Genomic DNA, 26,664 nt, shown 5'->3' with positions numbered 1-26,664 from the left:
GGTCAGCGCAGGGCGGGCTCGTCCAGGGTCAAGGTGACGGTGTCCGCGTCCAGTTCGGCCGCCACACCGAAGGGGATGGTCAGCGCGCCCGCGCAGTGACCGAAGCCGAACTCCTCCACCACCGGCACGCCGAGCCCGCCGAGCCGGTCGGCCAGCAGGGGGCGTATCCCGGCGTGGTCGGAGCAGTCCTCCCAGGAGCCGAGCAGCACCCCGCGCACACCCTCCAGCCAGCCGGCACGCAGGAGTTGGGTGAGGTAGCGGTCCAGCCGGTACGTCCTCTCGCCGACGTCCTCCAGGCACAGCAGTCCGCCGGCGGCCGAAGGACGTGCGTGCGGTGCGCCGCGTTCCGCGGCGAGCAGGGCCAGGCAGCCGCCGAGGGTGATCCCACGGGCCCGGCCGGGCACCAGGGCCGTACCGCCGGAGGCGATGGTGCGGACGGTCTCCGGGGCGAGGAGGGTGGCCCGCAGATGGTCCTGGGCCCGGGCGTTCTTGATGAAGTCGATGCCGGCCGCCATCGGCCCGTACAGCGTGGCGAGGCCGAGTCGGGTTGCGAAGGCCTCGTGCAGGACGGTGGTGTCGCTGAAGCCGACGAAGACCTTCGGGCCGGCCGCCCGCATCGCCTCCCAGTCCAGCAGGTCGATCATGCGCTGCGCCCCGTACCCGCCGCGGGCGCACAGCACCGCGTCCACCGACGGGTCGCACCAGGCGTTCTGCAGGTCGGCCGCGCGGTCGGCGTCCGCACCGGCCAGATACCCGAACTCGGCGTGCCGGTCCAGGACATGGGGTGCAGCGACCGGGTCGAGGTCCCAGCCGCGCAGTACGTCGAGCCCGGCCTGGAGCCGCTCCTCGGGCACCGGTCCGCTGGTGGCGACGACCGCCACCCGCGCGCCGGGGGCCAGTCGCTCCGGCCGGGTCAGTTCCTTCACGGGTGCAGCTCCAGTCTCGGGACGCCGGGCACGTCCAGTCCGAACACCTGAGCGTACAAGGACAGCTCGGCCTCCAATGCACGCACCATCGTCTCGGCCCTCCGGAACCCGTGCCCCTCCCCCGCGAAGGTGAGGTGGGCGTGCGGCACGTCCCGGCCGGCGATCCGGGCGAGGAAGCGCTCGCTCTGGGCGGGCGGGCAGATCACGTCGTCCAGGCCCTGGAGCAGCAGGAACGGTGCGGTGAGCCGGTCGGCGTGGCTGGTGGGCGAGCGCTCGGCGTACCGGGCGGGCACCTCGGTGAACGGTCCGATCAGCGATTCGAGGTAGCGGGACTCGAAGTCGTGGGTATCGCCGGGGCCCCAGGTGGCGAGGTCCAGGATCGGGTAGACGATGGTGCCGCAGGCGTAGACGTCGGTGGTGGTCAGGGAGGCGGCGGCGGTCCAGCCGCCCGCGCTGCCGCCGCGGATGGCGAGCCGGTCCGGGTCGGCGGTGCCCTCCTCGGCGAGGGCGCGGGCGACGGCCGCGCAGTCCTCGACGTCGACCACGCCCCACTGCTCGCGCAGCCGCTCACGGTAGGCGCGGCCGTAGCCGGTGGAGCCGCCGTAGTTCACCTCGGCGACCCCGATGCCCCGCGAGGTGAAATAGGCGATCGCCAGGTCCAGTACGAGCGGCACCCGGTCGGTGGGTCCGCCGTGCGCCCAGATGACGTAAGGGGGCGCCTCGCCGTCGGACGCGGTGCACGTGGGGTGGTGCGGCGGGTAGACGTGGGCGTGCACCTCGCGGCCGTCGGGTCCGGGGAAGGTACGGATCCGCGGCTCGGGGTAGTAGGCGGGGTCGACGGCGTCGCGGTGCCGGGCACCGATGGCGCGGGTCCGGCCGGTGACGGTGTCCAGTTCGACCACTTCGTAGCCGGTGCGCGGGCCGGCGCCGACCGCGACGGCCCGGCCGCCGCGGGCGGCGAGCGTGGGCGCGAACTCGGTCCAGGGTCCGACGGCGTCGCCGATCTCACCGGACTCCGGATCCAGTATGCCGAGCATGGTCGACCCCCTGCCGTGGACGACCGCGATCAGCCCGCTGTCCAGCGGCGCGAACCAGCGCAGACCCGGGCGCCACAGCGGGCCGGCGAACTCCTCCTCGCGCGGGCACAGCGGGGTGCCGTCGCGGTACAGGTTCCACCAGCCGCTGCGGTCGCTCGTGTACAGAAGACTGCCGTCCGCGGACCAGTCGGCCTGTGCGATCGCCTCACGCGGTCCGCCGGCGACCGTGTGGACGCCATGCAGTACGCCGTCGGCTCCGATCTCGGCGACGAGAAGTTCCGTGCCGTCCCACGGCATCCGTGGATGGTCCCAGGCGAGCCACGCGGCGCGGCGGCCGTCGGGTGACAGGCGCGGGCCGGTGACGAACCGGTGCCGTCCGTCGGTGAGTTCGCGCACCGCCGAGCGGTCCTCGGCGGCGGATCCGTCCAGCGGTACGGCGGCGAGCACGCGCCGTACGTCGCCGGGGCCGTCCCCGGTGAACTCCTCCAGGACGCACCACACCTCGCCGCGGTCGAGGTCCAGGTGCGGGTCCGCCCAGCGCAGTCCCGCGCCCACCAGGGAGGGCGGGGTCAGCGCAAGCGGCTCGCCGCCGGGCTCGTACCGGTACATCCGCTGGTCGGCGAAGTGCGTGAAGACGACCAGCGGCCGGCCCGCGTCCATCGCCCCCGTCCAGGGGCAGCCGCCGTACTCGACGACCCGGTTGCGCACGTGCCAGGGCGCGGGCAGCACGGTCTCCTCCGTGCCCTCGGCCGTGCGGCGCACCAGGGCCCGGCGGCCGCCCTCGGCCGGCCGGGGCTCGGTCCACCACACCTCGTCCCCGACGAAGCCCACCCACTCCGGCCGCCCGTCGTGCGCGGCGGCCAGCGCCGCGTCGACGGGTGACGGCCATGTGCCGTACGGCGAGGTCAGCACCGTGCACCCTCCGTTCTCGGGGCTAGACCGTGCGCAGCAGGCGGTCGAGGACGCGGACGCCGAAGTGCAGTGCCTCGACGGGCACCCGCTCGTCCACGCCGTGGAACAGGGCCTGGTAGTCGAGGTCCTCGGGCAGCTTCAACGGGGTGAAACCGTAGCCGGTGATGCCGAGCCGGGAGAACTGCTTGGCATCGGTGCCGCCCGACATGCAGTACGGCACCACATGCCCCTCCGGAGCGAACTCCTCGACGGCGGCCCGCATCCGCGCGAAGGTCGGCGAGTCCACGGGCGCCTGCAGGGCCACCTCCCGGTGGGCGAACTCCCAGCTGACATCAGGGCCGGTCAACTCGTCGAGGGTGGCGGCGAACTCCTCCTCGCCACCCGGCAGATACCGTCCGTCGACATGGGCGACTGCCTCGCCGGGGATGACGTTGACCTTGTAACCGGCGTTCAGCATGGTCGGGTTGGCGCTGTTGCGGACGGTCGCCTCCACCAGCTTCGCCGCCGGGCCGAGCTTGTCCAGCAGCATGTCCACGTCCCGGAAGTCGGGCTCGATGCCGTACAGGGCGGCGAGTTCGGTGAGAGCGGCCCGCACGGTCGGGGTGAGGCGCAGCGGCCAGGTGTGCTCGCCGATGCGGGTGACGGCGGCGGCGAGCCGGGTGACCGCGTTCTCGTCGTTCACCTTGGAGCCGTGTCCGGCCCGGCCGCGCGCGGTGAGCTTCAGCCAGGCGGTGCCGCGCTCGCCCGCCCCGATCGGGTAGATCCCTCTGCCCGCGCCGTCGTGGAAGGTGAAGGCACCGGACTCGCTGATGCCCTCGGTGCAGCCCTCGAACAGTTCGGGGTGGCGGTCGGCGAGGAACCCGGAGCCGTCCTCGGCGCTGGCCTCCTCGTCGGCGGTGAAGGCGATGACGATGTCCCGGCGGGGTCGTACGCCCTGGCGGGCCCAGCCGCGCACGACCGCGAGGATCATCGCGTCCATGTTCTTCATGTCGACGGCGCCGCGCCCCCAGACCACCCCGTCGCGGACCTCCCCGGAGAACGGGTGCACGCTCCAGTCGGCGGCCTCGGCGGGCACCACGTCGAGGTGACCGTGGACGAGCAGCGCGTCGGCGGAGGGGTCGGTGCCCTCGATCCGGGCGACGACGTTGGTACGGCCCGGTGTGCGTTCCAGCAGCAGCGGCTCGAGGCCTGCGCCGGCCAGCCGCTCGGCGGCGTACTCGGCGGCCGGCCGCTCCCGGCAGTCGCCGCCGCCCCGGTTGGTGGTGTCGATCCGGATCAGGCCGGAGGTGAACTCCACGACCTCGGCCAGGGCCAGGTCGTCCGCCTGCTGCTCAGCCATACTGCTCCTCCACGGCGGCGGACACGATCGTGGTGACCGCCTTGAACGTCCGGATGGCCTCGTACATGGTGGCGCCGGTGTACGTCACCTTCCGCTCCCCGATGTGCGCGACCCCGGGGACGACGGTGGCGGCCATCGCCAGGTGCTCGGCGTCGAACTCGACCGCGACCGTGAACGGACCGGCCTGGACCGGCTCCTGACGGACCGCCAGGCGTGCGGCCTCCTTGGCGGCGGCGCGGATCTCGGCGGCGGTGCGGGCCGGGGTCCGGCACACCGCCGCATAGCGGGACACATGGTCCTTGACGGCGACCTTGAGCGCCTCGGGCGCATAGCCGAGGGCGTCCTCGCAGGCGAGGTCGTCGCCGGTGACCAGGACGACGGGCACGCCGTACTCGGCGACGACATGGGCGTTGAGCAGACCCTCGCTGGCGCGGACGTCGTTGAGCCACACCCCGGTGATCTGGTTGGCGAGGTAGGTGTGGGCGAGGACGCCCTCCATACCGGCGCCCGTGTGGTAGCCGACGAAGGCGATGCCGTCGACGTCGCCGTGCTGGACGCCCTCCACCATGGACAGTGTCTTGTGCCGTCCGGTGAGCATCTCGACCCGGTCGTCGAGGCGCTCCAGCAGCAGGTTGCGCATGGACCAGTGGGCCTCGTTGACGAGCACCTGGTCGGCGCCGCCGTCGAAGAAGCCCTGCGCGGCGGCGTTCACGTCGGAGGTGAACATCGACCGGCACCGCTCCCACTGCGGTGTCCCCGGCAGCACGTCACCCGGCCACGTGACGCCCGTGGCCCCCTCCATGTCGGCACTGATGAGGATCTTCATGCTGCTTCACGTTACGCGCCGACGAGGGAACTTCCTACGAGGCGGGGAGGAGGCAGAGACCGGGTGGTCTCGGATCGACCCGGCTCCGGAGCTGTCAACGGACGGGCCTCTGCGGCCGGACAGGTGCGGTGGACCGGCGAGCCTGCGTCCGACGGGCACGCAGTTCCGTGCCGCGCTTGCGGAGGATGAACAGGGCCGCGATGACGATCCCGGTGGGGATGCCGGTCCATCCGGCGATGTAGTGGGCGAGGAACATGTCAGGGCCTCCGGTTTGCTGTCATCGCTGGTGGGCGTTTCCTTGGACGTCCTTCACGCTAGGGACCGGAGGGTGCGCCGGGCGTCGGCGCGTGGTTGTACTCCGGGTGGGGACCGGGTGGAGACGGACGCGACCATGGCGTGCGTGGCGGTGGGTGGCTCCGCCCAGGGTCCGGGGCGCCCGGCGCGGACGGCCTGACTGGTGTCGGCCGGGGTGCTCAGGTGCGAGGGCGGGAGGCCGGCCACCAGCACAGGCCGGCGAGGAGGAGGGAGAGCGGCAAGTCGTGCCGGGTGCTGGTGGTGACGTCGAACCATGCGTCGAGGCAGAGCATGGCGGTGCTCGCGGCGGCGTGGGGAGGGACACGGTCGCGCCGGCGGGGACGCAGGGCGTAGGCGCCGGTACGCGCGAGTTGGCCGAGGAGGAAGACGTCGAAGCCGACCCGGGCCATGCGGTAGCGCTCGGACAGGTGTCGCCCCGGCAGGCAGTCGCAGAGGTGGACGATCCAGGACGACAGGATCGCGCTCGGCGTCAGGTAGAGCGGTCCGAGCCGGCGTGGGAGCCCTGAGCGAGTCGTCGCCACGGGTGTCGTCCGGTGGGTGGTCACGTACTCGTTCCGGGCTCGGCGTAGCCGTGGGTGTAGGCGTAGCGGATGGCCTGGGCCCGGTCGCGGCTTCCGGTCTTGGCGAAGATGCGGTTGATGTGAGTCTTGACGGTGGCTTCGCTGACGACGAGCCTGCGGGCGATCTCCCGGTTGGAGCGTCCTTCGGCGATCAGTCGCAGTACGTCCGCCTCGCGGGCGGTGAGATCGTCCGGGGCGGAGTCGGTGGGTGTGGCCGGGGCGGGTATGCCGGTGGCGGCGGCGAGCAGGGTGCGCTGGGCGGCGGGGTCGAGGACGGCCTGGCCCGCGGCGGCGGCTTTGACGGCGCGTTCGATGTCGGCGCGGGTGGCGGCCTTGGTCAGGTAGCCGAGGGCGCCGGCCTGCAGGGCGCCGAGGATGGACGTGTCGTCCTCGTAGGTGGTCAGCACCACGACCCGGATGTCCGGGTGGTCGGTGAGGATGCGGGTGGTGGCGTCGATGCCGTCGCAGTGCGGCATGTTGAGGTCCATCAGCACCACGTCCGGTTGGAGGTCGCGGGCCAGCGCGGCGGCGGCGTTGCCGTCCTCGGCCTGGCCGACGACCTCGATGCCCGGGAGCGTGCCCAGCAGCAGCGCCAGTCCTTCCCGGACGGCGGCTTGGTCGTCGGCGACGAGGACCCTGATCGGGGGCGTGGTACCGGTCACGCGGGAATTGTGACGCACACCTGCCAGGTGTTGTCCACGACTTCGGTGTGAAGGGTGCCGCCTGCCAGCAGGGCGCGTTCGCGCAGCCCGGTCAGTCCGTAGCCGGCTCCGCTGGCGCCGAGGGGCCGGGGAGCGGCGGCGTCGGACAGCGGGTTGGAAGCGGTGAGCGTGGTGTGGTCCTCGGTGTAGACGAGGGTGAGCGTGACAGGTTGGCCAGGGGCGTGTTTGGCCGCGTTGGTGACCGCCTCCTGCGCGGTACGCAGCACGGCGAGGGTGGCGTCCGGCTCCAGGCGGCGGACGGTCCCCGCGACCTGGAGGCGCACGGCGGGGGCGGTGTCGTCCTGCTCGGGCCCGGTGGCCAGGCGGGCCAGCAACTCGGGCAGAAGCACGCTGTCCTCGCGCAGGGCGTGGACGGCGCGGCGGGTCTCGGTCAGGCCCGTGCGGGCGAGGTCACCGGCCCGGCCGACGCATCCGAGGGCCTTGCCCAGGGCGGGGTCCTCGCCGGTTGCCGGGCTTGCCTGCAACAGCGCCTGCGCGGCTTCGAGTTGCATGGACAGGGCGCCGAGGGAGTGGGCGAGGATGTCGTGGATCTCGCGGGCGATCCGGGTGCGCTCGTGCAGGACGGCGGCCTGGGCCTCGGCCTGCTGGGCGCGGCGGGTCTGTTCCAGCAGCGCCTCGGCCTGCTCGGCGCGCTGGATCTGGCCGAGACGGATGAAGCCCATACCCAGACCGGCCCCGACCAGCACCAGGTAGCCGAGCATCACCGCCGTACCGCCACCGACCACGATGGTGGTCACGGCGAGGGCGAGTGAGGCGGCCACGGCGATCGCGATGGACGTCTCGGGGGTCAGGGCCGCCGCCGCCACCAGCGCCGCCACGGCCGCCGCGGCGATGCCGACCGAGTGCGGGGACAGTCCGCCCAGGGCACCCCCGCCCAGCGCCGTCGCGGCCAGGGACACGGTCAGCAGCCGCGGCCGGTGCTCCGCGGCGATCCACAGCAGCCACCCGGCCGCCATCACCCCCAGCGCGCAGGAGATCGCCGGTCCCCGGCCGTGCCAGCCGGCGGGTGGACGAGCATGCACGGTGGAGAAGAACAGGGCCGCCAGACCGGCGAGCCGCATGACGCGGATGCCCCACAGATAGGCGGACCGGTCGCGGAGCGCTGGGACGACGGCGGGCATGCAGGCTCCCGGATCAGGCAGGCGAGCGCCGGCCGGGCCGGACAGTACTCGGGGTGGGCCGGACGCGATGAACGGACCCTACCGCGCCCCGCACCGATGCCATCCGTGCTGGTGCCGGGCCACAGGGGCACCGCCCGGCGCGGAGGCCTTCAGCCCCCCGGACCCGGTTGCCGCAGGCTCGGTCGGAGCGTTCTCCTCCTGCGCCGCCTCCTACCAACCACCGTACCCCGAAGGCGAGTTCGGCCATGCCGAACGGTCTCGTCGTCCGCCTCGTCAAGCGCCTCGCCTCCCGTGGGTGAGTGACCGCCCTCGGGCCACCACGCCAAGCGCCCCGGGCATCTGCTCCTCTGGGCGCCCGCCTATGCGCCACCCCGCAACCGAGAGGGCATTTCGCACAGCTCAGCGGCATCAACCCGGCCTCCACCCGGCACCCACCCGCAGACCGACGAGCCGGGCCCACCCCCGCTCGTAGCTTCGAAGACGTCAGCCCGTCCCCGGCACCACCACACTGCGAAGGACCCGCCATGAACGCCAGCGTCTGGATCGTCAACCTCGCCGTCCTGGCCACCGTGCTCCACGCCGACCTCGGCTACAAGAAGATCGCCTGGATCCGCCTCGCCCGCCCGATCCTGCTTGCCGTGGCGGTCGTACCGGTCTTCGCCAAGAACATCGCCACCCACGGCAACGGTCTCACCCTGGAGACCATCGGCCTGGCCGCCGGCCTGCTGCTCGGCCTGCTGGCCGCCGCCCTGCTCAAGGTCCGCTACGACGAAGGCCGCCGGGCCTCGTTCTCCACCGGCCGGGCCCCCTACGCCGCGCTGTGGGCCGTGGTCATCGGCGCCCGGCTGCTGTTCGCGTACGCCTCCGTGCACGTCTTCCCCGACCAGCTCGGCCGCTGGATGTTCACCCACCACATCACCGGCGACGCCCTCACCGACGCACTGATCTTCCTGGCCATCGGCATGCTGGTCGCCCGCACCGCCGCACTCCTCGCCAAGTCCACCCGCGCCACCCGCGCCCACCTCACCCACACCGCCGCAGCGCCCACCCAGCAGTACAACGCGGCCTGATGCCTCACGGCACCGAAGCCGGACCGCCGATGCCACCAGCGTGTGGGACGGCGGTCCCGTCGTGCGAAACAGGCCGACCGGACCTCACGGGCGGGGTGGGTGCCGGCTGTGGATCCGGCGAGCAGCGCGAACCCCTCCGGGTGACGGAGAAAACCCGTTGGCGGGCCACGGCGTCACTGCTAGATTCCCAGCGGCCGTGCGAGAGATCGAGGAGGTGGTACCCGTGAACACAGTGAATACATGGGTGCTCCCCTCCGGGGTCACGGTCGGGCGATAGGTCGTCCGGGAGCGCCGTTCCAGAGCACTCCCGAAAGGTACGACCATGCACTTCACTTCCGAACAGCGCCTCGACAGCGGCGTCCTCGAACGTGAATTCACCCTCGGTGAGATCCCCGGCACCCTGTGGACGCCTGAATCCGCCGCACCGGCCCCGCTGATCCTCATGGCCCACAACAACGGCCTGCCCAAGAGGGAAGCCCGGCTGGTGGCCCGGGCCCGGCAATCGGCGGCGTACGGCTACGCGGTGGCCACCATCGACGCCGCCGGATGCGGTGACCGGCCCCGTTCAGCCGCCGACGAGCAGGCCCGCGCCGACATCCGCCGGGCGATGCAGGCCGGTGAGCCGGCCGACGAGATCTTCGAGTCCTTCATCGGCCCGCTGGTCGAAAAGGTGGTCCCGGAATGGCGGACCACCCTGGATGCCCTTCTTTCACTGTCCGAGATCGGCGGCCCGGTCGGGTACTCGGGGTGGACCGCGGTCGGCATCCGGCTGGCGGTGGTCGAGCCGCGCGTCGTGGCCGCCGGTTTCTTCGCCGGGGGGTACGTGCCCCTCGCCCAGCGCGAGGAGGCCCGACAACTCACCATTCCCCTGCTGTTCCTGCTGCAGTGGGACGACGAAGGCAACCCGCGGCAGCGGGCCCTGGACCTGTTCGACGCCTTCGGCAGCAGGGCGAAGACGCTGCACGCCAATCTGGGCGGGCACACCGGTACCCCGTGGTTCGAGGTCGAGGACGGGGACCGGTTCTTCGGCCGGCACCTGAAGTGAGGCCGGGCCGCCAGGCCGTCATCAGACGGTAGGCGGTGTCGGCCATGATGCCGTCGTCGAGGACAGGCTCCGGCCCTCCTCGATGGCGGTGGCCGGCAGATGCACGACCGCCCCGGTCGCGGCGGTACCGGCTGTCGGCGGTACCGGCCGGTCGGGGCGGCGCTCGTCCACCGGCTCCTCCATCAGCCGGGCCCGCGCCGCGAGGCAGGCGGTACGCATCGCGGCGTTCGGCGTCCCGCGCAGGCCGTCACCGGGCTCGATGGTCCGGCTGACCTCGGTGGACAGGACCTCGGTGGCCGACTGTCGTTGCGCATGGCCAACTGTCGCCGGGCATCACACCGAGGCCCGGCGCTCGCACCAAAAATCGAACACGTGATTGAATCCGGCCATGCGACAGATTCCCGACGACCTCGCCCGAGCACAAGAGGAGTGGCACGCGGTCTACCTCCGGCTCGCCGCGCGTCCGGGCACGGCGCTGCGGCGACGGCTGACCCGTCTGTCGTCGCAGGTCCTGTTCCACCCGTACTGGCAAGGACGCCGGACGGCGGCTCGGGCGGCGCTGTTCGCCCCGCGGTGGGGTGGACGGAGCCGACGGTGAGCGGCTCCATCCCGCCCGGGGACGGTGTGCGCCATGTCCCTGCTGCCGCCTGACCCGCGCCGGCTGCGGGCGATCCTGGGCTACCTCGACGAGCGGCTCGCCGAGAACGAGACCCTCGCCACCTACCTCCGGATCCAGCGCGACACCGTGCTGGCCGCCCTCGCCGAGGCGGAACGCCCGGCGCGGCAACGGCCGAGGCGCCAGGGGAAGGGCAACGGTCCGCTGCCCGGCCTCACGCCGCCGCGCGTGCGGACCGGTTACGTCGTCCAGCAGAAGCGCACGCCGACCGGGCCCGAGCCTGCCCTCATTCACCTGGCCGACTGCACGATGATCCAGGGCACGCCCCACCGCATCAGGGCCGACGAGGCGCGCGCCGCGCTCACCGACCCGACCGTCGAGCCGTGCACGTTCTGCCGGCCCGACACCGAACTGGGCACCGACCTGGCGTGAGCACCCGCCGACCGTCCACGAGGTGCCCTCGGCCACATCCGGCAGGCGCCCGCCCGTACCCGGGACTGCTTCCCGGCGAGGACGTGCCCTTGCTTCCCTGTGGGGACGACCTACTGCCCGGCGAGGACGAACCAGCGGGCCGGCAGCTCTATGCGGGTGCCATCGGAGAGGTACTCGGTCTGCGGCAGGGCGGTGTCTCCCTCGGCGAGGACTGTCAGACCCGCCGCACCGAGCAGCTTCGGGATCTCGTTGTCGTCGGCGTCGGCCGGCTTGAGCCCGTACTGGAAGACGCGCTGCAGCTTGGGCCCAGGGCCGCCCGGCTGGGCCGCGGCACGCCTGAGGACGTCCCGGGAGCCGGAGGTGAGTTCGACGACGAAGGCGCGCCCCTCTCTGCCGATGATCTCGGCGACGGCGGCGGCGACCGCCGACCGTGCCTCCGGCTCGCTCTGGTGCATCACGGCCCGCATATAGACGTGGGCGTCGCCGAGCCGCTCGTGCAGGGCGCGCACGGCGTCCGTGTCGGTGAGGTCGAGCTGCTGGAACTCCACGGTCTCGTTGTCCGTGGCGTGGCGGGCGTGCTCGACAGCGGCGTGCGAGAGGTCGACGCCGACGGCACGTGCGAACCGGGTGGCGAGGGAGCGGGTCGTGGTGCCGTTGCCGCAGCCCAGGTCGACGATGGTGCGCGACGAGTCGGCGTGGGGCAGGAGCAGGGCGCTGTGCGGTTCGGCGGAGAGGGCGGGATCACAGTCCCAGATCGCCTCGCCTGCCTTGTCGGAGGTCTCTCTCCAGTAACCTTCCCAGGCGTTGCGGTAGTTGTCCGAGACGTTCATGCGTTCTCCCCACGGTTCGGTTCCGTGATCGGGATATCGCGAAGGACGGGAGTGGGGCAAGGGGCGCGTGGCCACCTTCATCGGATGTACGAGCCCGGGCCATATCGGGGGCGTGCGCGGCCAGGGCGCACGCCCCTGGCCTGGTCATGGCTGTGTGGTGACGGACTGTTCGAACCAGACGGTCTTGCGGTGCCCGGACGCGGTGGCGCCCCACTCCCGGGCCAGCCGGCTGACCACGCGCAGACCTCGGCCCGCCTCGTCGTGCGGGTCGGTGCCGAGCATGACGGGCAGGGCCGGTTCGTCGTCGGTGACCTCGAACAGCAGGGCGTCGGCGAGGATCACCCGCAGCCCCACTCGCTCGGTCTCGGCGTGTCGGACGGCGTTGGTGACGACCTCGCTGACCAGGAGTTCGGCCGTGTCCACCGCATGCGCAAGGCCCCAGTCGAGGAGTTGTGCGCGCACCAGGCGGCGGGCCCGGGCGACCTCGCGGGGATCGGGGTCGAGCTGCCATGCGGCGACGTGGTCGCCGGGCAGGCCGTTGAGGCGGGCCATGAGCAGGGCGACGTCGTCCTTGCGGCCGCCGTGGGTGTTCAGGGCGCGGATGATGGTGTCGCAGGCGTCGTCCATGGAGGCGGCCGGGTGCGCGGCGGACTCGCACAGCGCGGCCAGGCCCTCGCCGATGTCGGAGCCGCGCACCTCGACCAGGCCGTCGGTGCACAGCACGAGCCGGTCGCCGGGCGCGACCTTGACCCGGGTGGCCTCGAAGGGGACACCACCGACGCCGACGGGGGCTCCGGTGGGCAGGTCGAGGAGTTCGCTGCTGCCGTCCTCGGCGCGGACGAGGACGGGCGGGATGTGTCCGGCGTTGGCCAGGTGCAGTTCGCCGCCGATCGGGTCGTAGACCGCGTACAGGCAGGTGGCGAGGTAGTTGTCGCCGAGCCTGCGGGCGAGGTCGTCGAGGTTGCGCAGGAGTTGGGCGGGCGGGGTCTCCATCGCGGCCATGGTCTGTACGGCGGTGCGCAACTGGCCCATCATCGCGGCCGAGTTCAGGCCGTGACCCATGACGTCGCCGACGACGAGAGCGGTGCGTGAGCCGGGCAGTTTGATGGTGTCGAACCAGTCGCCGCCGATCCTGCCGAGCCGGGTGCCGGGCAGGTAGCGGGTGGCGACGTCGCAGCCGGCCATCCGCGGGGTCACCTGCGGCAGCATGCTGTCCTGCAGGGTGTCGGCGACGTTCTCCTGGTAGGTGTACATACGGGCGTTGTCGAGCACGAGGCCCGCGCGGGCGGCGAGTTCGGCGCCGGTGGTGCGGTCCATGTCGTCGAACTGCGGCCGGTCGGGGCGGCGCATCAGCACCATGAAGCCGAGGACGACGTTGCGGGCCTTGAGGGGCACGATCAGCAGGGAGCGGCCGCCGATGAGCGGCCTGAGGTCGCGCTTTTCGAACTCGCCGGAGATGCGTTCGCTCAACTCCTCGGTGACCCGCGGGATGAGGACCGGCTCGCCGGTGACCATGCACTTGTAGAACGGGGTGTGCTCGGGGAAGGCGAAGGCCTCGCCGACGGGCACGGTGTCGTCCCAGCGGCCCGGTTCGTCGTTGTGCTCGACCCAGACGCGGAACATCACGGTGCTGGCGTCGGGCGGGCCGTCCGGGAAGCCCTCGCCGGCCAGGACGGCGGCGCGCAGATGGGTGCCTGCGAAGTCCGCGAACCGGGGTACGGCGGCGCTGGTGACCTCGCGGATGGTCTCGCCGAGGTCGAGCGAGGTGCCGATGCCGGAGCTGACCTCGTTGAGGAACTCCAGCCGCTCGCGCACCGCGGCGTACTCCAGGTCGCCCTCGGCGCCGGCCGGGACGAGGACGGATGCGGAGCGCTGCTGCGGCACGACGGCCTCGGCGCGCCGCCGTCCCGGGCGGCGGGGCACGCCCCAGTACGGGGTGACGGGCACCCGGTCGGACTGGCTGAACTCCAGGACGGGATAGCCCAGTTCGAGGACCTGGGCGACGATCCGGGAGCTGAGTCCCGGGCCCATGTTGGGCAGGATCTCCGGCAGCCGCCGCTCCAGCTCGTCAAAGGCGGGCAGTTCGGTGTGGCGGGCGAAGCCCGGCGAGATGCGTTCGGCGGTCTCGTCGCCGTAGCCGCGCTCGTCGCGCAGCCGGGCGGCGTCGGCGGCGAGCACGAGCAGCCGGGACGGGCCGGGGCCGATCAGCGGGTAGGCCCACCACAGCACGTCGAGCCGCTCGCCGTGCGGATCCGGTGCCGGGTGGTGCGGGAAGACACGGGCGCGGCCGGCCGTGGCGTAGGCGGTGCGGCCGCCGAGCGAGGCCTCCAGGTCGGGGCCGAGCCCGTCGTACGCGTCGTAGGCGTCCGGCATCGCCTCGCCGTGCGCCTCCTCGGGGAGGGCGCCGGAGACCGGGAGCAGGTCGGCCGCGGGCCGTCCGACGGCGTCCTCGCGTCCGACGCCGAACAGGCGCCGGGCGCCGCTGCTCCAGTGGGACACCAGGCCGTCGCGGTCGACGACGACAACTGCCAGCGGAATCCGGCCCGCGGCGGTGCCCTCTGTGTCGCGGCCGGGAGGTGTGTCCCGCTCGCTGCCACGGTCGTCGCCGAATTCCATGGCCCCGGCCCTTTCTCCCCACGGCTGTTCGCAAACGATCTGTGAAGCCTGCCACTACCGTACGGCGGCGGCCGGTCGCGATGTGTGGCAATCCCGGAATTGGTTTCACCGAACCGCACCGGCGCGCAGCTCAGCGCCCTGCGGGCGCCTGCCGCGCGTCCTGCCCTCAGTCCTCGTGGCCCAGTTGGAGGTCCCGTTCGGTGCGGCCGCCGCCCGCGACCTGGAGGACGGTGGCGACCGGCGGGTAGCCGGCGGCGATGACGGTGTACTCGCCGGAGGAGAGGTCGACGAACCGGAACGTTCCGTCCGCTCCGGTGGTGAGGGTGTCCACGACGTTGCCGGCGGCGTCCAGGAGCGTGACGCGCGCGTCCTCCACGGGCCGTCCGCCGCTCGCCCGCACGGTACCTCTCAGCACGGCGCCGCCCGCGAGTTCGACGTCCTGCCGGGTCTCCCGGGAGGCCTGCACGGTGACCGGGAGCGCGGCCGGGCGGAAGGCGGGTGCGCTGGCGGCCAGGGTGTACTCGCCGGCGACGAGTTCGGTGATGACGTAGCCGCCCTCGCGTCCGCTGCGGGTGGCGGCGACGACCTCGCCGTGCACATTGGTGAGGGTGACGGTGGCCTCGCGCACGGGGCTGCCGTCGGCGGTCAGGACGCTGCCGGCGAGGCGTCCGGCGCCGCCGAGGACGACGTCGAGTTCGACGGGCCGTTCGCCGACGGTGACGGAGACGGCCTGCGGCTGGTGGCCGCCCGCGGCGGCGATCAGCACGTACGAGCCGGAGCCGGGCGTGCTGAGCGCGTACCGCCCGTCCTCACCGCTCGCGCCGCGGCCGATCTGCTGGCCGGTGACGTCGATGAGGGTGAGGGCCGCGCGGGGCACCACGGTGCCGTCGGGGTGCTGCACCGTCCCGCACACGGGGATTCCGGCGGTATGGGGCGAGCGATGTGGGAGGGGGGTTCCCGCGGCCGAAGGCTGGGGGCGGGCCTGCGGAATGGAGACGTTGGCGTTCACTGTCTCGGGATCGGTTTCGGCGCTGGGATGGGACACCAGGGGTTTCTCCTTGAGGAAGAAGGCGATGAGCAGGCCGGCGGCGAGCACGGGGACCAGGTAGAGGAAGATCCTCGGCATCGCGTCGGCGTAGGCGCGGATGTAGCTGTCGCGCAGGGCCGTGGGCAGTGCGCGGACGAGCTGCGGGGTGATGGAGTCGGCGTCGGGCAGCGCCGCGCCCGCGCGCGGGGGCAGTTCCCTGCGCAGCGCGGAGGTGAGCCGGTCGGCGAAGAGGGTGCCGAAGATCGCGGCGCCGACGCTGCCGCCGATCTGCCGGAAGTAGTTGTTGGCACTGGTGGCGGTGCCCAGGTCGGCGGGGCGTACGGAGTTCTGCACGGCGAGGACGAGGACGGGCATGACCAGGCCGATACCGGCGCCGAGGACGGCCATCCAGATGCTGTAGTGCAGCCGGGGGGTGTCGACTTCGAGGCGGGACAGCAGCCACATGCCCACGGCGGAGAGGGCACCGCCGAGCACGGGGAAGATCTTGTAACGGCCGGTGCGGCTGATGAGCTGCCCACCGACGATGGAGGCGCCGACGATCCCGGCCATCATGGGCAGCATCAGCAGCCCGGACTCGGTGGCGCTGGCGCCGTCGACCATCTGCAGGAAGGTCGGCAGGTAGCTGGCGGCACCGAACAGGGCGACACCGATCACGAGGCCGACCAGGCCGGAGACGTTGAAGACGGAGTCGCGGAACAGCCGGAGCGGGATGAGGGGTTCGGCGGCGAAGCGCTCGGCGACGAGGAAGAGGAGCGTGGCGGCGAGGGCGCCCGCGCCGAGACCGATGATCTGCCGCGAGCCCCAGGCGTACTCGGTGCCACCCCAACTGGTCAGCAGCACCAAGCAGGTGGAGGCGGCGGCGAGGAGCAGCGAGCCGAGGACGTCGAAGCGCCCGCGGGCGGCGGGTTTCGGCAGTTTCAGTACGACGGTGACGACGGCGAGGGTGACCAGTCCGAAGGGGACGTTGACGTAGAAGCACCAGCGCCAGGAGAGGTGGTCGGTGAAGTAGCCGCCGAGCAGCGGGCCCGCCACGGAGGCGAGGCCGAAGGCGGCACCGATCAGGCCCATGTAGCGGCCGCGCTCGCGGGGCGGCACGATGTCGGCGATGATCGCCTGCACACCGATCATGAGGCCGCCCGCGCCGACTCCCTGCACCGCGCGGAATGCGATCAGCTGGTCCATCGACTGGGCCCGGCCGGCGAGCGCGGAGCCGACGACGAAGACGGCGATGGCGAACTGGAAGACGCCCTTGCGGCCGACGAGGTCACCGAGCTTGCCGTACAGCGGCAGGCCGACGGTGGAGGTGAGCAGATAGGCGGTGATCGCCCAGCTCATCCGGTCCAGGCCGTGCAGCTCGCCGACGATCCTGGGCAGCGCGGTGGCGACGATCATCTGGTCGAGCGCCGCGAGGAGCAGGGCGAGCATCAGCCCGACGAACACCAACCGCACGCGGCGCGCGCCGAGTCGGGGCGCCGGTGCGGCCGGCGGCGCGGCGGCGGTGGCCTCCTGCGCCGCCGGCGGTGCCACGACCGGCTCGTGCTTCACCAACGTCGTTCCGCCCACGTACCGCTCCCCTCGTCACACCTGTCACATGTCCCGCGTACGGCGGCAACGGGGAACAACTGCGGCGGGTTACGGCCTGGTTCCGGAGGGGAGGGAGATCCACTCGAATCGGTGAAGGGGTGCAACACCCCTTCACCGCTGGGGGCTTGGGGCTACTTCTCGACCTCGGCGGCGAGGTTGGCGAGCAGGGCGTCGTAGATCCGGCCGAGGCCCTTGGGGGCGAAGGTCTTCTCGAAGAAGCCGCCGATGCCGCCGGCGCCCTGCCAGGTGGTGGTGACGACGACGCGGGATGCGCCCTCGCCGGCGGGGGTGACGCGCCAGGTGGTGACCATGGAGGAGTTGCGGTCCTTCTCGACCAGCTCGCCGTCGGTGGGCTCGCTCACCTCCAGCAGGCAGTCGCGCACCCGCTTGCTGGTGGCCTGGAGCTTCCAGTGGACGAGGGTGCCCTCGCCGTCGCCGCCCTCACGGACCTCGTACTCGCTGAAGTGCTCGGGCAGCAGCTTCTGCCGCGTGCCGCGGTAGTCGGCGAGGGCGTCGAACACCTTCTCCGCGTCCGCCGCGACGACCCGCTCCGTAGTGGCCTCGACCTGCGCCATTGCGTTCCTCCAGGACCTGGTTTCTCGGGGTTGGGGCAAGCCAACCACCCCGGTGCCCGGCCCCCCAAATCGGGGGTGGTGAATACGGGGCGCACGATCATGGGAACAGATGTTCTATTCTGTGCGGCAGTGCTAGCGAGGAGGCGTCATGCGCTGGGAGAACCTCACCGCGGAATCCGCGGAATCCGCGGCGTCCGGGGCGGCGGCCGAGCACGGCCGGGCCGCCGAGCCCGCGCTGTTCGACGCGAACACCGTGGTCCGCACCTTCGACACCCCCGAGTTCCGCGGGATCACCTTCCACGAGGTGCGGGCGCGCTCGGTGCTGAACCGGGTGCCGGGCGCCTCGCGCATGCCGTTCGAGTGGACGGTCAACCCCTACCGCGGGTGCACGCACGCGTGCGTCTACTGTTTCGCCAGGAAGACGCACAGCTATCTGGACCTCGACACGGGCCTCGGCTTCGACACCCAGATCGTGGTCAAGGTGAACGCGCCCGAGGTGCTGCGCCGCCAGCTCGCCTCCCGCCGCTGGCAGGGCGACCACGTGGCGATGGGCACGAACGTCGACTGCTACCAGCGCGCCGAGGGCCGCTACCGCCTGATGCCGGGCATCATCGGTGCCCTCACCGAACACGCCAACCCGTTCTCGATCCTGACCAAGGGCACGCTGATCCTGCGCGATCTGGACCTGCTGGTGCGGGCGGCCGAGGTGACGGACGTGGGCATCTCGGTCTCGGTCGGCTTCCTCGACCCCGAGCTGTGGCGCACGGTGGAGCCGGGCACCCCCGCTCCCGAGCGCCGGCTGGACGTCGTACGCACCCTCGGCGAGCACGGCATCGGCTGCGGGGTGCTGATGGCGCCCGTCGTCCCGTTCCTGAGCGACCACCCTGACCAACTGCGCGCCACCGTACGGGCGATCGCGGCGGCCGGGGCCACCTCTGTGACCCCGCTGACGCTGCATCTGCGCCCCGGCGCCCGGGAGTGGTTCATGGCCTGGCTCGGCCGGCACCATCCGCACCTGGTACGGCGCTACGAGCGGCTGTACGCGGCGGGTGCCTACGCGCCCACCTGGTACCAGCGCCGGATCACCCGTCAGGTGCACGACCTGGCGCGGGAGTACGGCATCGGGCCCGCGCGCGCGGGTCTGGCCCGCCGGATCCGCCCGGCGGGACCGGCCGAGCCGGAGACCGCGGCCGAGCCGACCCAGCTCACCCTCATGTGACGGCGACACACATCCTCATGTGACCGCGGCCGGTACGGGCGTTCGAGGGCTTCGCACGGCGCAATCGGGTCAAGTACGCTCCCGGCGCGTTAGCTTCGGACCCCGGCGCCGGGACGATGCGGCGAGGGCTGTGATCATCACGGCCCACCGCCCCCGCCGTCCCGGGAGGACCCATGAGAACTCGCGCAGCCGTGCTGTGCGCTGCCGCCGCCGTGCTGGCGGGCTCGGTCACCGCCGTACCCGCGCACGGGGCCTCGGCCGCCCCGGCCCCGCGGCTCGCCTGGAAGAAGTGCGGCACCAGCGACTACCCGACGCTCCAGTGCGCGTCCCTGAAGGTGCCGCTGGACCACGCCCACCCGCAGGGGCGGCGGATCACGCTCGCCCTGTCCCGCGTCAAGCACACGGCGAAGACCTTCCAGGGTCCACTGCTGGTCAACCCCGGAGGCCCCGGCGGCAGCGGCCTGAGGCTCGCCGGGTTCGTCGCCTCCGCACTGCCCAGGAGCGTCGCCGCCCAGTACGACGTGATCGGCTTCGACCCGCGCGGCGTCGGCAGGTCCACCCCGGCCCTGGACTGCGTGCCCGGCCACTTCAAGGCGGTACGGCCGGACACGGTGCCCGCGACCCCGGCCCTGGAGCGGACGAACCTCGCGCGCGCGAAGGCCTTCGCCGCCGCCTGCGGCCGCCGCCACGCCGATCTGCTGCCGTACATCGACACCGTCAGCGCCGTACGCGACATGGACCTCATCCGCGCGGCCCTCGGCGCCTCGAAGATCAACTACTTCGGCTACTCCTACGGCACCTACCTCGGCGCGGTCTACGCCAAGCTGTTCCCGCAGCGGATCCGCCGCCTGGTGCTGGACTCGGTCGTCGACCCGGCCGGGGTCTGGTACGCGGACAACCTCGGCCAGGACTACGCCTTCAACGACCGCCACCGCGCCCTGATGGCCTGGATCGCCCGCTACGACTCCGCCTACCACCTCGGCCGGGACCCGGAGAAGATCGAGACCAGGTGGTACGCGATGCGAGCGGCACTGGCGAAGAAGCCGGCCGGCGGCAAGGTGGGCGCCGCCGAGTTGGAGGACACCTTCATCCCCGGCGGCTACTACAACGGCTACTGGCCCTACCTCGCCGAGGCGTTCGCGGCGTACGTGCGCGACAGGAACGCCGGGCCGCTGGTGCAGGTGTGGAAGAACCTCGGCGCCGTGAACCACTCGGGGGACAACGGCTACAGCGTCTACGCGGCGGTGCAGTGCCGCGACACCTCCTGGCCCGGTGGCTGGAACCGGTGGCACAGCGACACCTGGACCGTGTACGGCAAGGCTCCCTTCATGGCCTGGAACAACGCCTGGTACAACGCACCGTGCGCCTACTGGCCGACCGCGCGGCGCCGGCCGGTGGACATCGCCAACACCGGGCTTCCGCCGGTGCTGCTGTTCCAGGCCACCGACGATGCGGCCACCCCCTACCCCGGCGGCGTCACGGTGCACCGGCTGCTCGCCCGCTCCAGCCTGGTGGTCGAGGCGGGCGGCGGCAACCACGGAGTCACGCTGAGCGACAACGCCTGTCTGGACCGGTATCTGACGGCCTATCTGAAGAACGGCCGGGTGCCGCGCGGCTCCGCCGGGGTGGCCGACGCGGTGTGCGCGAAGTCGCCCGACCCGAAGCCGTTGGCCGTCAAGGCGGCGCCCGCGCCGCGCGGGGAGACGCTGCACGAGTTGCTCGGCTTCCGCCGGTAGACGCCTGGCACTGCGCCGTGCGGGCGCCGTGATGTGCCGTCGTGCGGGCGCGGCCTCGTCCTGGCCACGCCCCACGGCGGAGTCGCACGTCGATACCGCCCCGTGCCCTCCCGGGGGTGTTGTCAGTGCCGTGGTTCACCATGGGACCCATGAGTGAACCGATCCGGATCCCCGCCCCCGACGGCGTCGCGCCCGCGGCCCGGTACAGCCACGTGGTCACGGCGAGCGGCCGTCTTGTCGTCGTCTCCGGTCAGTTGCCCCTGGACGAGGACGGCAAGCTGGTCGGCGCGGGCGATCCCGCGGCGCAGGCCCGACAGGTGTTCGAGAACCTGAAGCGGTGTCTGGCCGCTGCCGGCGCCGGCTTCGAGCACGTCGTGAAGCTGACGTACTTCGTGACGGACACCGCCCACCTGCCCGCGATACGCGCGGCCCGCGCCGCCCATCTGAGCGACGACCGGCTGCCGGCGTCCTCGGCGGTGCAGGTGGCCGGACTGGTCGCGCCGGAGTTCCTCATGGAGATCGAGGCGTTCGCGGTGGTGCCCGAGTGACCGCCGCACACTGACCCGGCGTCACCTCGCCTCCTTCTGCTGGGGAATGCGGCCCAGCGCGCGCACCGCCGCCTGCGCGAGTGCCGGGTGGGCGAGGGCCTCGTTCAGGACGCGGCGGGCGCGCGGGTCGCCCAGGCTGCCCAGGCCCTCCACACAGGCGAGGGCGACCCGGCGGTAGGGGTCGTGCGGGCGCAGCCGGCGTTCCAGGGTGGTGATCAGCGCGGGCACGGACTCGGGGGCCCGCAGATCGGCCAGCAGCCGTACCGGATGCAGGGCGTAGGCGACGCGCAGTTCGTTGGTGGCGAGCGCGGCGGCCGCCCGGGCCGTGCGCGGGTCACCGAGCCGGGCCAGGGCGTGTGCGGCGGAGGCGCAGCGCGGAGGGTCACGGTGATTGAGGAGCAGCACCAGGGACTCGAAGGCCCGGCGGTCGCCCGCGCGCCCGAGCCGGAACGCGGCAAGCTCCCTTGCCCACAGGGGCTGCCCGGGCGCGGTGAGCACCTCCGCCAGCTCGCCTTGGTCCTCGGTCGTCAGCAGCCGGTCGAACGCGGTCGAGCCGCGCGACTCCTGCCGTAAGCGCTCCGTGAGCGATCGCAACTCTTCGTCCACGAAGTCCAGCGTAGGGGGGTGGCGCGGCCGGAGGGAGCCACCTCACACAGTCAAATTCGAGCGGACGTCTGGCGCGCTCGTTACTCACCGGTTAAGCTCAGACGAGCGAGTTACCCACTCGCGAACTCGCTGACGACGGTCTGGTGACGCGGCCGTCGTGAGCAGCCGTCAGTTCGGTACGTCTTGTGCCGCTGTACGACCCGGCTCCGGGACAGGGCCGGTCGGATTTCCTGCCGTTCGTGCGGGCGTGTGCACGCCCGTGGCACCGGCAGCACCGGGCGTGTGCGCTTGCAGCCCGACAACACCCGCACTCCTTTCCGCTCCCCGGTGCGCCTCTGGGCGCACCCGGGTGCGCTCCTCGTCGTCACCCTCATTCCTGGAGTCCCGCGATGGCCACTCCCCTGTCCCCCCTGTCCGGCACCCCGCTGTCCCCGTTCAAGACGATCGCCGTCGTCGGCCTCGGCACCATGGGCACCGGTATCACCGAGGTCCTTGTGAAGGCCGGCCGCGAGGTGATCGGCATCGACGTCAGCGAGGCCCAGGCCGTCCGGTGCGTCGCCGCGCTGGAGGCCTCCACCGCCCGTGCCGTGGAGCGCGGCCGGATCACCGAGTCCGAGCGCGCCGACGCGCTGGCCCGGGTGCGTACCGGCACCGACCTCGGCGCGGCGGCCGACGCCGACCTCGTGATCGAGGTGGCCCCGGAGTCGTACGAGGTCAAGCACCAGATCTTCCGCGAGCTGGACGCCATCGTCCGCCCGGAGACGGTCCTCGCCACCGGCACCAACGCCCTGTCCGTGACCCGGCTCGCCGCCGACTCCGCCCGCCCCGAGCGCGTGCTGGGCCTGCACTTCTTCAACCCGGCGCCCGCGATGAAGCTGGTCGAGGTCGTCTCCTCGGTGCTGACCGCGCCGCAGGCCGTCGCCGCGGTCACCGACCTCGCGCTCGAGCTGGGCAAGGAGCCGGTCGCGGTCGGCGACCGCCCCGGCTTCGTCGCCGACGGCCTGCTCTTCGGCTACCTCAACCAGGCGGCCGCGATGTACGAGGCCCGCTACGCCTCCCGTGAGGACATCGACGCGGCGATGCGGCTCGGCTGCGGCCTGCCGATGGGCCCCCTCGCCCTGCTGGACCTGATCGGCATCGACACCGCGCGCACGGTCCTGGAGGCCATGTACGCCGAGTCCCGCGACCGGCTGCACGCACCCGCACCGATCCTGAAGCAGCTCAGCGAGGCGGGCCTGACCGGCCGCAAGTCCGGGCGCGGCTTCTACAGCTACGAAGCACCGGGCAGCGCCACGGTCGTGCCGGACACGCTGACCCCGGCCGAGGGGGACACCGGGGCCACCGGCCGCAGCGTGCGCAGCGTCGGTGTCGCCGGCTCGGGCACCATGGCCTCCGGCATCGCCGAGGTGTTCGCCAAGGCCGGCTACGAGGTCGTGCTGGCCGCCCGCAGCGAGGAGAAGGCACAGGCCGCCAAGGCCCGGATCGGCAAGTCGCTCGCACGCTCCGTCGACAAGGGCCGGCTGACCGCCGAGGCCGCCGCCGGGGTCCTGGACCTGATCACCCCGGCCGGGTCCTACGACGCCTTCGCCGACGTCGACCTGGCCGTCGAAGCGGTCGCCGAGGACCTGGAGGTCAAGCGGCAGCTGTTCCAGACGCTGGACAAGGTCTGCAAGCCCGGCGCGATCCTCGCCACCACCACCTCCTCACTGCCCGTCGTCGCCTGCGCCCGCGCCACCTCGCGCCCGCAGGACGTCATCGGCATGCACTTCTTCAACCCGGCGCCCGCGATGAAGCTGGTCGAGGTCGTGCGCACGGTGCTGACCGCCGACGACGTCCACGCGACCGTCCGCGAGGTCTGCGCGACGATCAGGAAGCACGCGGTGGACTGCGGCGACCGGGCCGGTTTCATCGTGAACGCGCTGCTGTTCCCGTACCTGAACAACGCCATCAAGATGGTCGAGGAGCACTACGCGTCCCTGGACGACATCGACGCGGCGATGCGGCTCGGCGGCGGCTACCCGATGGGCCCCTTCGAGCTGCTGGACGTGGTGGGCCTCGACGTCTCGCTGGCCATCGAGAAGGTCCTGCACCGCGAGTTCCGCGACCCGGGTCTCGCCCCGTCCCCGCTGCTGGAACACCTGGTGGCGGCGGGCTGCCTCGGCCGCAAGACCGGCCGCGGCTTCCGCGAGTATGCCCGCCGCTGACGGCGTCGGCGACTGGTCCCACGCGGAGGCGGACTGGGGCGGGCTGCTCGATCCCGGTGTCCTTGCCCCGCCCGGCCGGCCGGGCTCTCCCCCGCCCCCGCCGGGCGGGGGAAACGGCACACCTGCGCACCGAGCTGCGCACATGCAGTACGTTCAGGTCATGTCCCAGCCCGCCAAGTCCTCACGTACACCAGCTACGCCCGACGCGCCGGAAAGTGCCGCAGGCAGTCGCGCCGCCGCCCAGCGGCTCAAGATGCGCCGAGAGCTGGCGGCCGCAGCCATGGAGCTGTTCGCGACCAAGGGGTACGAGGCAACCACCGTCGACGAGATCGCGGCCGCCGCCGGGGTCGCCCGCCGCACCTTCTTCCGCCACTTCCGCTCCAAGGAAGAGGCGATCTTCCCCGACCACGACGACACGCTGATCCGCGCCGAGGCGGTGCTCAACGCCGCCCCCGCGCACGAGCACCCGCTCGACACCGTGTGCCGTGGCATCAAGGAAGTCATGAAGATGTACGCGGCCCGGCCCGAGATCTCGGTCGCCCGCTACAAGCTCACGCGCGAGGTGCCCACCCTGCGCGAGGCCGAGATCGCCTCGGTGGCCCGCTACGAGCGTCTGTTCACCCGCTATCTGCTCGGCCACTTCGACGAGCACGCGCACGCCGACGACGCCAACGACGACCCGCTCCTCGCCGAGGTGGCCGCCTCCGCGGTCGTCACCGCCCACAACCATGTGCTGCGCCGCTGGCTGCGGGCGGGCGGCCAGGGCGACGTCGAGGCACAGCTCGACCACGCCTTCGCGATCGTGCGCAAGACGTTCGGCAACGGGATCGGGGCCGGGCGCGGTCCGGCGCCCCGCCCGGCCGCCGGCTCCGCCCCGGCGGCGGTCTCCGCGCACGGCGAGGTACTCGTGACGGTCGCCCGTACCGACGCCCCGCTGGACGAGGTCATGCGGACCATCGAGGAGGCGCTCAAGGAGCGCTGAGCGCCCCTCCCCAGCCTTTCTCGGCTGTGATGACGGCCACCCTTGGGGGTGGCCGTTTTGGCATGTCAGGGCAGGTTTTCCAGCGGATTTCCGAAGCCGTTCGATCGATCATCGCTCATTTGTTACGTAAAGATTTCATCTGAGGGCTTGTTCTGGCACTCAGTGCCTTGCCACCTGACACGCGGTGTCATACGTTGATGGTGTCCGGGCGGCCGGCGAGCAGAGACCTTTCGCTCGTCGGCTGTCCCCAAGGGTCCACGGCCCGCGCGCCCGGACGCCTGCGTCACAGGCAACCTCCCGCGCCACAAAGCGCTGCCGAAGCACCACCGAGCCGAACCGACGGCACTCCTCAAAAACCCTCAGCAGCACTCCCAGCAGTACCGACGAACCCTCAGCGCCCCCTCCCTCAGGGGCGTCCACCGCCGGAGGCAACACCGTGACCGTGAAGGACATCCTGGACGCGATCCAGTCGAAGGACGCCACGTCCGCCGACTTCGCCGCTCTGCCGCTTCCCGAGTCGTACCGCGCGATCACCGTGCACAAGGACGACACGGAGATGTTCGCTGGCCTCGAGACCCGCGACAAGGACCCCCGCAAGTCGATCCACCTCGACGAGGTGCCCGTGCCCGAACTCGGCCCGGGCGAGGCCCTGGTGGCCGTCATGGCCTCCTCGGTCAACTACAACTCGGTGTGGACCTCGATCTTCGAGCCGCTGTCCACGTTCGGGTTCCTGGAGCGCTACGGCAAGGTCAGCGAGCTGACGAAGCGCCACGACCTGCCGTACCACATCATCGGCTCCGACCTCGCGGGCGTCGTCCTGCGCACCGGCCCGGGCGTCAACGCCTGGAAGCCCGGCGACGAGGTCGTCGCCCACTGCCTGTCCGTCGAGCTGGAGTCCTCCGACGGCCACAACGACACCATGCTCGACCCCGAGCAGCGGATCTGGGGCTTCGAGACCAACTTCGGCGGCCTCGCCGAGATCGCGCTCGTGAAGTCCAACCAGCTGATGCCCAAGCCCGCCCACCTGTCGTGGGAGGAGGCCGCGGCCCCGGGCCTGGTGAACTCCACCGCCTACCGCCAGCTGGTCTCCCGCAACGGCGCCCAGATGAAGCAGGGCGACAACGTCCTGATCTGGGGCGCGAGCGGCGGACTCGGCTCCTACGCCACCCAGTTCGCCCTCGCCGGCGGCGCCACCCCCATCTGCGTGGTCTCCAGCGAGCAGAAGGCCGAGATCGCCCGGAAGATGGGCGCCGAGCTGGTCATCGACCGCACCGCCGAGGGCTACAGGTTCTGGAAGGACGAGCACACCCAGGACCCCAAGGAGTGGAAGCGCTTCGGCAAGCGCATCCGCGAGCTGACCGGCGGCGAGGACGTCGACATCGTCTTCGAGCACCCGGGCCGCGAGACCTTCGGCGCCTCCGTCTACGTCACCCGCAAGGGCGGCACCATCGTCACCTGTGCCTCCACCTCGGGCTACCAGCACGAGTACGACAACCGCTACCTGTGGATGTCCCTGAAGCGCATCATCGGCTCGCACTTCGCGAACTACCGCGAGGCCTGGGAGGCCAACCGCCTCGTCGCCAAGGGCAAGATCCACCCGACCCTGTCGAAGGTGTACTCCCTCCAGGACACCGGCCAGGCCGCCCACGACGTCCACCGCAACGTGCACCAGGGCAAGGTCGGCGTGCTGTGCCTCGCGCCCGAGGAAGGCCTCGGCGTGCGCGACGAGGAGATGCGCGCCCAGCACATCGACGCCATCAACCGCTTCCGCAACATCTGAGACACCCGGGGTCAT

General features: G+C 72.2%; 24 protein-coding genes. 10 read left to right on the top strand and 14 right to left on the bottom strand.

Annotated features, from left to right (window positions below; translation table 11 throughout):
• Positions 1–2 precede the first annotated feature (2 nt).
• From GQF42_RS34620 to GQF42_RS34585, 8 genes are all read right to left on the bottom strand, one after another.
• A complete protein-coding gene (locus tag GQF42_RS34620) occupies positions 3–926 on the bottom strand; it encodes a S66 peptidase family protein (protein ID WP_158926560.1) in 924 nt (307 codons plus the stop codon).
• Entirely contained in the window at positions 923–2,875 is a 1,953-nt protein-coding gene (locus tag GQF42_RS34615) for a S9 family peptidase (RefSeq protein ID WP_158926558.1), read from the bottom strand. The genes GQF42_RS34620 and GQF42_RS34615 overlap by 4 nt, the downstream gene beginning before the upstream one ends.
• A gap of 22 nt (positions 2,876–2,897) precedes the next feature.
• Positions 2,898–4,214 (bottom strand): M20/M25/M40 family metallo-hydrolase, encoded by a 1,317-nt coding sequence (locus tag GQF42_RS34610; RefSeq protein WP_158926556.1) that lies wholly within the window; start codon positions 4,212–4,214, stop codon positions 2,898–2,900.
• Complete coding sequence (locus GQF42_RS34605) at positions 4,207–5,040, bottom strand: M55 family metallopeptidase (RefSeq protein WP_158926554.1); 834 nt, start codon at positions 5,038–5,040, stop codon at positions 4,207–4,209. Before GQF42_RS34605 ends, GQF42_RS34610 begins: the two co-directional genes overlap by 8 nt.
• A gap of 94 nt (positions 5,041–5,134) precedes the next feature.
• Positions 5,135–5,296, bottom strand: coding sequence for a hypothetical protein (locus GQF42_RS34600; protein WP_158926552.1), 162 nt, complete (start codon positions 5,294–5,296; stop codon positions 5,135–5,137).
• A 217-nt stretch (positions 5,297–5,513) separates the two neighbouring features.
• Complete coding sequence (locus GQF42_RS34595) at positions 5,514–5,876, bottom strand: hypothetical protein (protein ID WP_158926550.1); 363 nt, start codon at positions 5,874–5,876, stop codon at positions 5,514–5,516.
• Between the two features lie 20 nt (positions 5,877–5,896).
• The gene (locus GQF42_RS34590; protein WP_158926548.1) at positions 5,897–6,577 is read right to left on the bottom strand and encodes a response regulator transcription factor; all 681 of its coding nucleotides are present in this window, start codon (positions 6,575–6,577) and stop codon (positions 5,897–5,899) included.
• The gene (locus tag GQF42_RS34585; RefSeq protein WP_158926546.1) at positions 6,574–7,758 is read right to left on the bottom strand and encodes a sensor histidine kinase; all 1,185 of its coding nucleotides are present in this window, start codon (positions 7,756–7,758) and stop codon (positions 6,574–6,576) included. Before GQF42_RS34585 ends, GQF42_RS34590 begins: the two co-directional genes overlap by 4 nt.
• 524 nt (positions 7,759–8,282) lie before the next feature.
• Between GQF42_RS34585 and GQF42_RS34580 the strand changes: the two genes are divergently transcribed.
• Together GQF42_RS34580 and GQF42_RS34575 are read left to right on the top strand one after the other, a co-directional pair.
• The gene (locus GQF42_RS34580) at positions 8,283–8,828 is read left to right on the top strand and encodes a hypothetical protein (protein WP_158926544.1); all 546 of its coding nucleotides are present in this window, start codon (positions 8,283–8,285) and stop codon (positions 8,826–8,828) included.
• Positions 8,829–9,150: 322 nt separating this feature from the next.
• Positions 9,151–9,873 (top strand): dienelactone hydrolase family protein, encoded by a 723-nt coding sequence (locus GQF42_RS34575; RefSeq protein ID WP_158926542.1) that lies wholly within the window; start codon positions 9,151–9,153, stop codon positions 9,871–9,873.
• A 21-nt stretch (positions 9,874–9,894) separates the two neighbouring features.
• On the opposite strand, the gene GQF42_RS34570 is transcribed toward GQF42_RS34575, so the two are convergent.
• Complete coding sequence (locus GQF42_RS34570) at positions 9,895–10,092, bottom strand: hypothetical protein (RefSeq protein WP_158926540.1); 198 nt, start codon at positions 10,090–10,092, stop codon at positions 9,895–9,897.
• Positions 10,093–10,261: 169 nt separating this feature from the next.
• On the opposite strand from GQF42_RS34570, the gene GQF42_RS34565 reads away from it, so the two are divergent.
• Both GQF42_RS34565 and GQF42_RS34560 read left to right on the top strand, forming a co-directional pair.
• Positions 10,262–10,471, top strand: a complete 210-nt coding sequence (locus GQF42_RS34565; RefSeq protein WP_158926538.1) for a hypothetical protein — start codon at positions 10,262–10,264, stop codon at positions 10,469–10,471.
• Positions 10,472–10,504: 33 nt separating this feature from the next.
• Complete coding sequence (locus GQF42_RS34560) at positions 10,505–10,921, top strand: DUF6233 domain-containing protein (RefSeq protein ID WP_158926536.1); 417 nt, start codon at positions 10,505–10,507, stop codon at positions 10,919–10,921.
• A gap of 110 nt (positions 10,922–11,031) precedes the next feature.
• Here the strand turns inward: GQF42_RS34560 and GQF42_RS34555 are convergent, their stop codons facing one another.
• From GQF42_RS34555 to GQF42_RS34540, 4 genes are all read right to left on the bottom strand, one after another.
• Entirely contained in the window at positions 11,032–11,751 is a 720-nt protein-coding gene (locus GQF42_RS34555; RefSeq protein WP_158926534.1) for a class I SAM-dependent methyltransferase, read from the bottom strand.
• A gap of 144 nt (positions 11,752–11,895) precedes the next feature.
• Positions 11,896–14,367, bottom strand: a complete 2,472-nt coding sequence (locus GQF42_RS34550) for a SpoIIE family protein phosphatase (protein ID WP_158926532.1) — start codon at positions 14,365–14,367, stop codon at positions 11,896–11,898.
• Positions 14,368–14,533: 166 nt separating this feature from the next.
• Positions 14,534–16,978, bottom strand: a complete 2,445-nt coding sequence (locus tag GQF42_RS34545) for an MFS transporter (RefSeq protein WP_158926530.1) — start codon at positions 16,976–16,978, stop codon at positions 14,534–14,536.
• 152 nt (positions 16,979–17,130) lie between these two features.
• On the bottom strand, positions 17,131–17,574 hold the full coding sequence (locus GQF42_RS34540) for an SRPBCC family protein (RefSeq protein WP_158926528.1): 444 nt from the start codon (positions 17,572–17,574) through the stop codon (positions 17,131–17,133).
• A 148-nt stretch (positions 17,575–17,722) separates the two neighbouring features.
• Between GQF42_RS34540 and GQF42_RS34535 the strand changes: the two genes are divergently transcribed.
• The 3 genes from GQF42_RS34535 to GQF42_RS34525 all read left to right on the top strand — a co-directional run bounded on the left by GQF42_RS34535 (position 17,723) and on the right by GQF42_RS34525 (position 21,077).
• Positions 17,723–18,793 carry an Rv2578c family radical SAM protein gene (locus GQF42_RS34535; RefSeq protein WP_158926526.1) on the top strand — a complete coding sequence of 357 codons (1,071 nt, stop codon included), beginning with the start codon at positions 17,723–17,725 and terminating at the stop codon, positions 18,791–18,793.
• A 173-nt stretch (positions 18,794–18,966) separates the two neighbouring features.
• Positions 18,967–20,529 carry an alpha/beta hydrolase gene (locus GQF42_RS34530; RefSeq protein WP_158926524.1) on the top strand — a complete coding sequence of 521 codons (1,563 nt, stop codon included), beginning with the start codon at positions 18,967–18,969 and terminating at the stop codon, positions 20,527–20,529.
• Between the two features lie 149 nt (positions 20,530–20,678).
• Positions 20,679–21,077: a RidA family protein gene (locus GQF42_RS34525; protein WP_158926523.1), complete on the top strand. Its 399-nt coding sequence runs from the start codon at positions 20,679–20,681 to the stop codon at positions 21,075–21,077.
• A gap of 21 nt (positions 21,078–21,098) precedes the next feature.
• Here GQF42_RS34525 and GQF42_RS34520 read toward each other — a convergent pair whose 3' ends face one another.
• Positions 21,099–21,683, bottom strand: a complete 585-nt coding sequence (locus GQF42_RS34520) for an adenylosuccinate lyase (protein WP_158926522.1) — start codon at positions 21,681–21,683, stop codon at positions 21,099–21,101.
• Positions 21,684–22,072: 389 nt separating this feature from the next.
• On the opposite strand from GQF42_RS34520, the gene GQF42_RS34515 reads away from it, so the two are divergent.
• From GQF42_RS34515 to ccrA, 3 genes are all read left to right on the top strand, one after another.
• Positions 22,073–23,887 carry a 3-hydroxyacyl-CoA dehydrogenase family protein gene (locus GQF42_RS34515; RefSeq protein ID WP_158926521.1) on the top strand — a complete coding sequence of 605 codons (1,815 nt, stop codon included), beginning with the start codon at positions 22,073–22,075 and terminating at the stop codon, positions 23,885–23,887.
• Between the two features lie 160 nt (positions 23,888–24,047).
• Positions 24,048–24,869, top strand: a complete 822-nt coding sequence (locus GQF42_RS34510; protein ID WP_233273555.1) for a TetR family transcriptional regulator — start codon at positions 24,048–24,050, stop codon at positions 24,867–24,869.
• Positions 24,870–25,311: 442 nt separating this feature from the next.
• Positions 25,312–26,649 (top strand): crotonyl-CoA carboxylase/reductase, encoded by a 1,338-nt coding sequence (gene ccrA, locus GQF42_RS34505; RefSeq protein ID WP_199273126.1) that lies wholly within the window; start codon positions 25,312–25,314, stop codon positions 26,647–26,649.
• Positions 26,650–26,664 lie beyond the last annotated feature (15 nt).

This window comes from Streptomyces broussonetiae (assembly GCF_009796285.1).
Lineage (GTDB): Bacteria > Actinomycetota > Actinomycetes > Streptomycetales > Streptomycetaceae > Streptomyces > Streptomyces broussonetiae.
Note: the sequence above shows the minus strand (reverse complement) of the source record. Positions and strands in the feature narration are given on the sequence as shown.

Coding starts and splice junctions, on each gene's coding strand:
- GQF42_RS34610 (WP_158926556.1), bottom strand. CDS start 4,214: ATGGCTGAGCAGCAGGCGGACGACCTGGCCCTGGCCGAGGTCGTGGAG.
- GQF42_RS34605 (WP_158926554.1), bottom strand. CDS start 5,040: ATGAAGATCCTCATCAGTGCCGACATGGAGGGGGCCACGGGCGTCACG.
- GQF42_RS34600 (WP_158926552.1), bottom strand. CDS start 5,296: ATGTTCCTCGCCCACTACATCGCCGGATGGACCGGCATCCCCACCGGG.
- GQF42_RS34585 (WP_158926546.1), bottom strand. CDS start 7,758: ATGCCCGCCGTCGTCCCAGCGCTCCGCGACCGGTCCGCCTATCTGTGG.
- GQF42_RS34580 (WP_158926544.1), top strand. CDS start 8,283: ATGAACGCCAGCGTCTGGATCGTCAACCTCGCCGTCCTGGCCACCGTG.
- GQF42_RS34575 (WP_158926542.1), top strand. CDS start 9,151: ATGCACTTCACTTCCGAACAGCGCCTCGACAGCGGCGTCCTCGAACGT.
- GQF42_RS34570 (WP_158926540.1), bottom strand. CDS start 10,092: ATGCGTACCGCCTGCCTCGCGGCGCGGGCCCGGCTGATGGAGGAGCCG.
- GQF42_RS34565 (WP_158926538.1), top strand. CDS start 10,262: ATGCGACAGATTCCCGACGACCTCGCCCGAGCACAAGAGGAGTGGCAC.
- GQF42_RS34560 (WP_158926536.1), top strand. CDS start 10,505: ATGTCCCTGCTGCCGCCTGACCCGCGCCGGCTGCGGGCGATCCTGGGC.
- GQF42_RS34555 (WP_158926534.1), bottom strand. CDS start 11,751: ATGAACGTCTCGGACAACTACCGCAACGCCTGGGAAGGTTACTGGAGA.
- GQF42_RS34550 (WP_158926532.1), bottom strand. CDS start 14,367: ATGGAATTCGGCGACGACCGTGGCAGCGAGCGGGACACACCTCCCGGC.
- GQF42_RS34540 (WP_158926528.1), bottom strand. CDS start 17,574: ATGGCGCAGGTCGAGGCCACTACGGAGCGGGTCGTCGCGGCGGACGCG.
- GQF42_RS34535 (WP_158926526.1), top strand. CDS start 17,723: ATGCGCTGGGAGAACCTCACCGCGGAATCCGCGGAATCCGCGGCGTCC.
- GQF42_RS34530 (WP_158926524.1), top strand. CDS start 18,967: ATGAGAACTCGCGCAGCCGTGCTGTGCGCTGCCGCCGCCGTGCTGGCG.
- GQF42_RS34525 (WP_158926523.1), top strand. CDS start 20,679: ATGAGTGAACCGATCCGGATCCCCGCCCCCGACGGCGTCGCGCCCGCG.
- GQF42_RS34515 (WP_158926521.1), top strand. CDS start 22,073: ATGGCCACTCCCCTGTCCCCCCTGTCCGGCACCCCGCTGTCCCCGTTC.
- GQF42_RS34510 (WP_233273555.1), top strand. CDS start 24,048: ATGTCCCAGCCCGCCAAGTCCTCACGTACACCAGCTACGCCCGACGCG.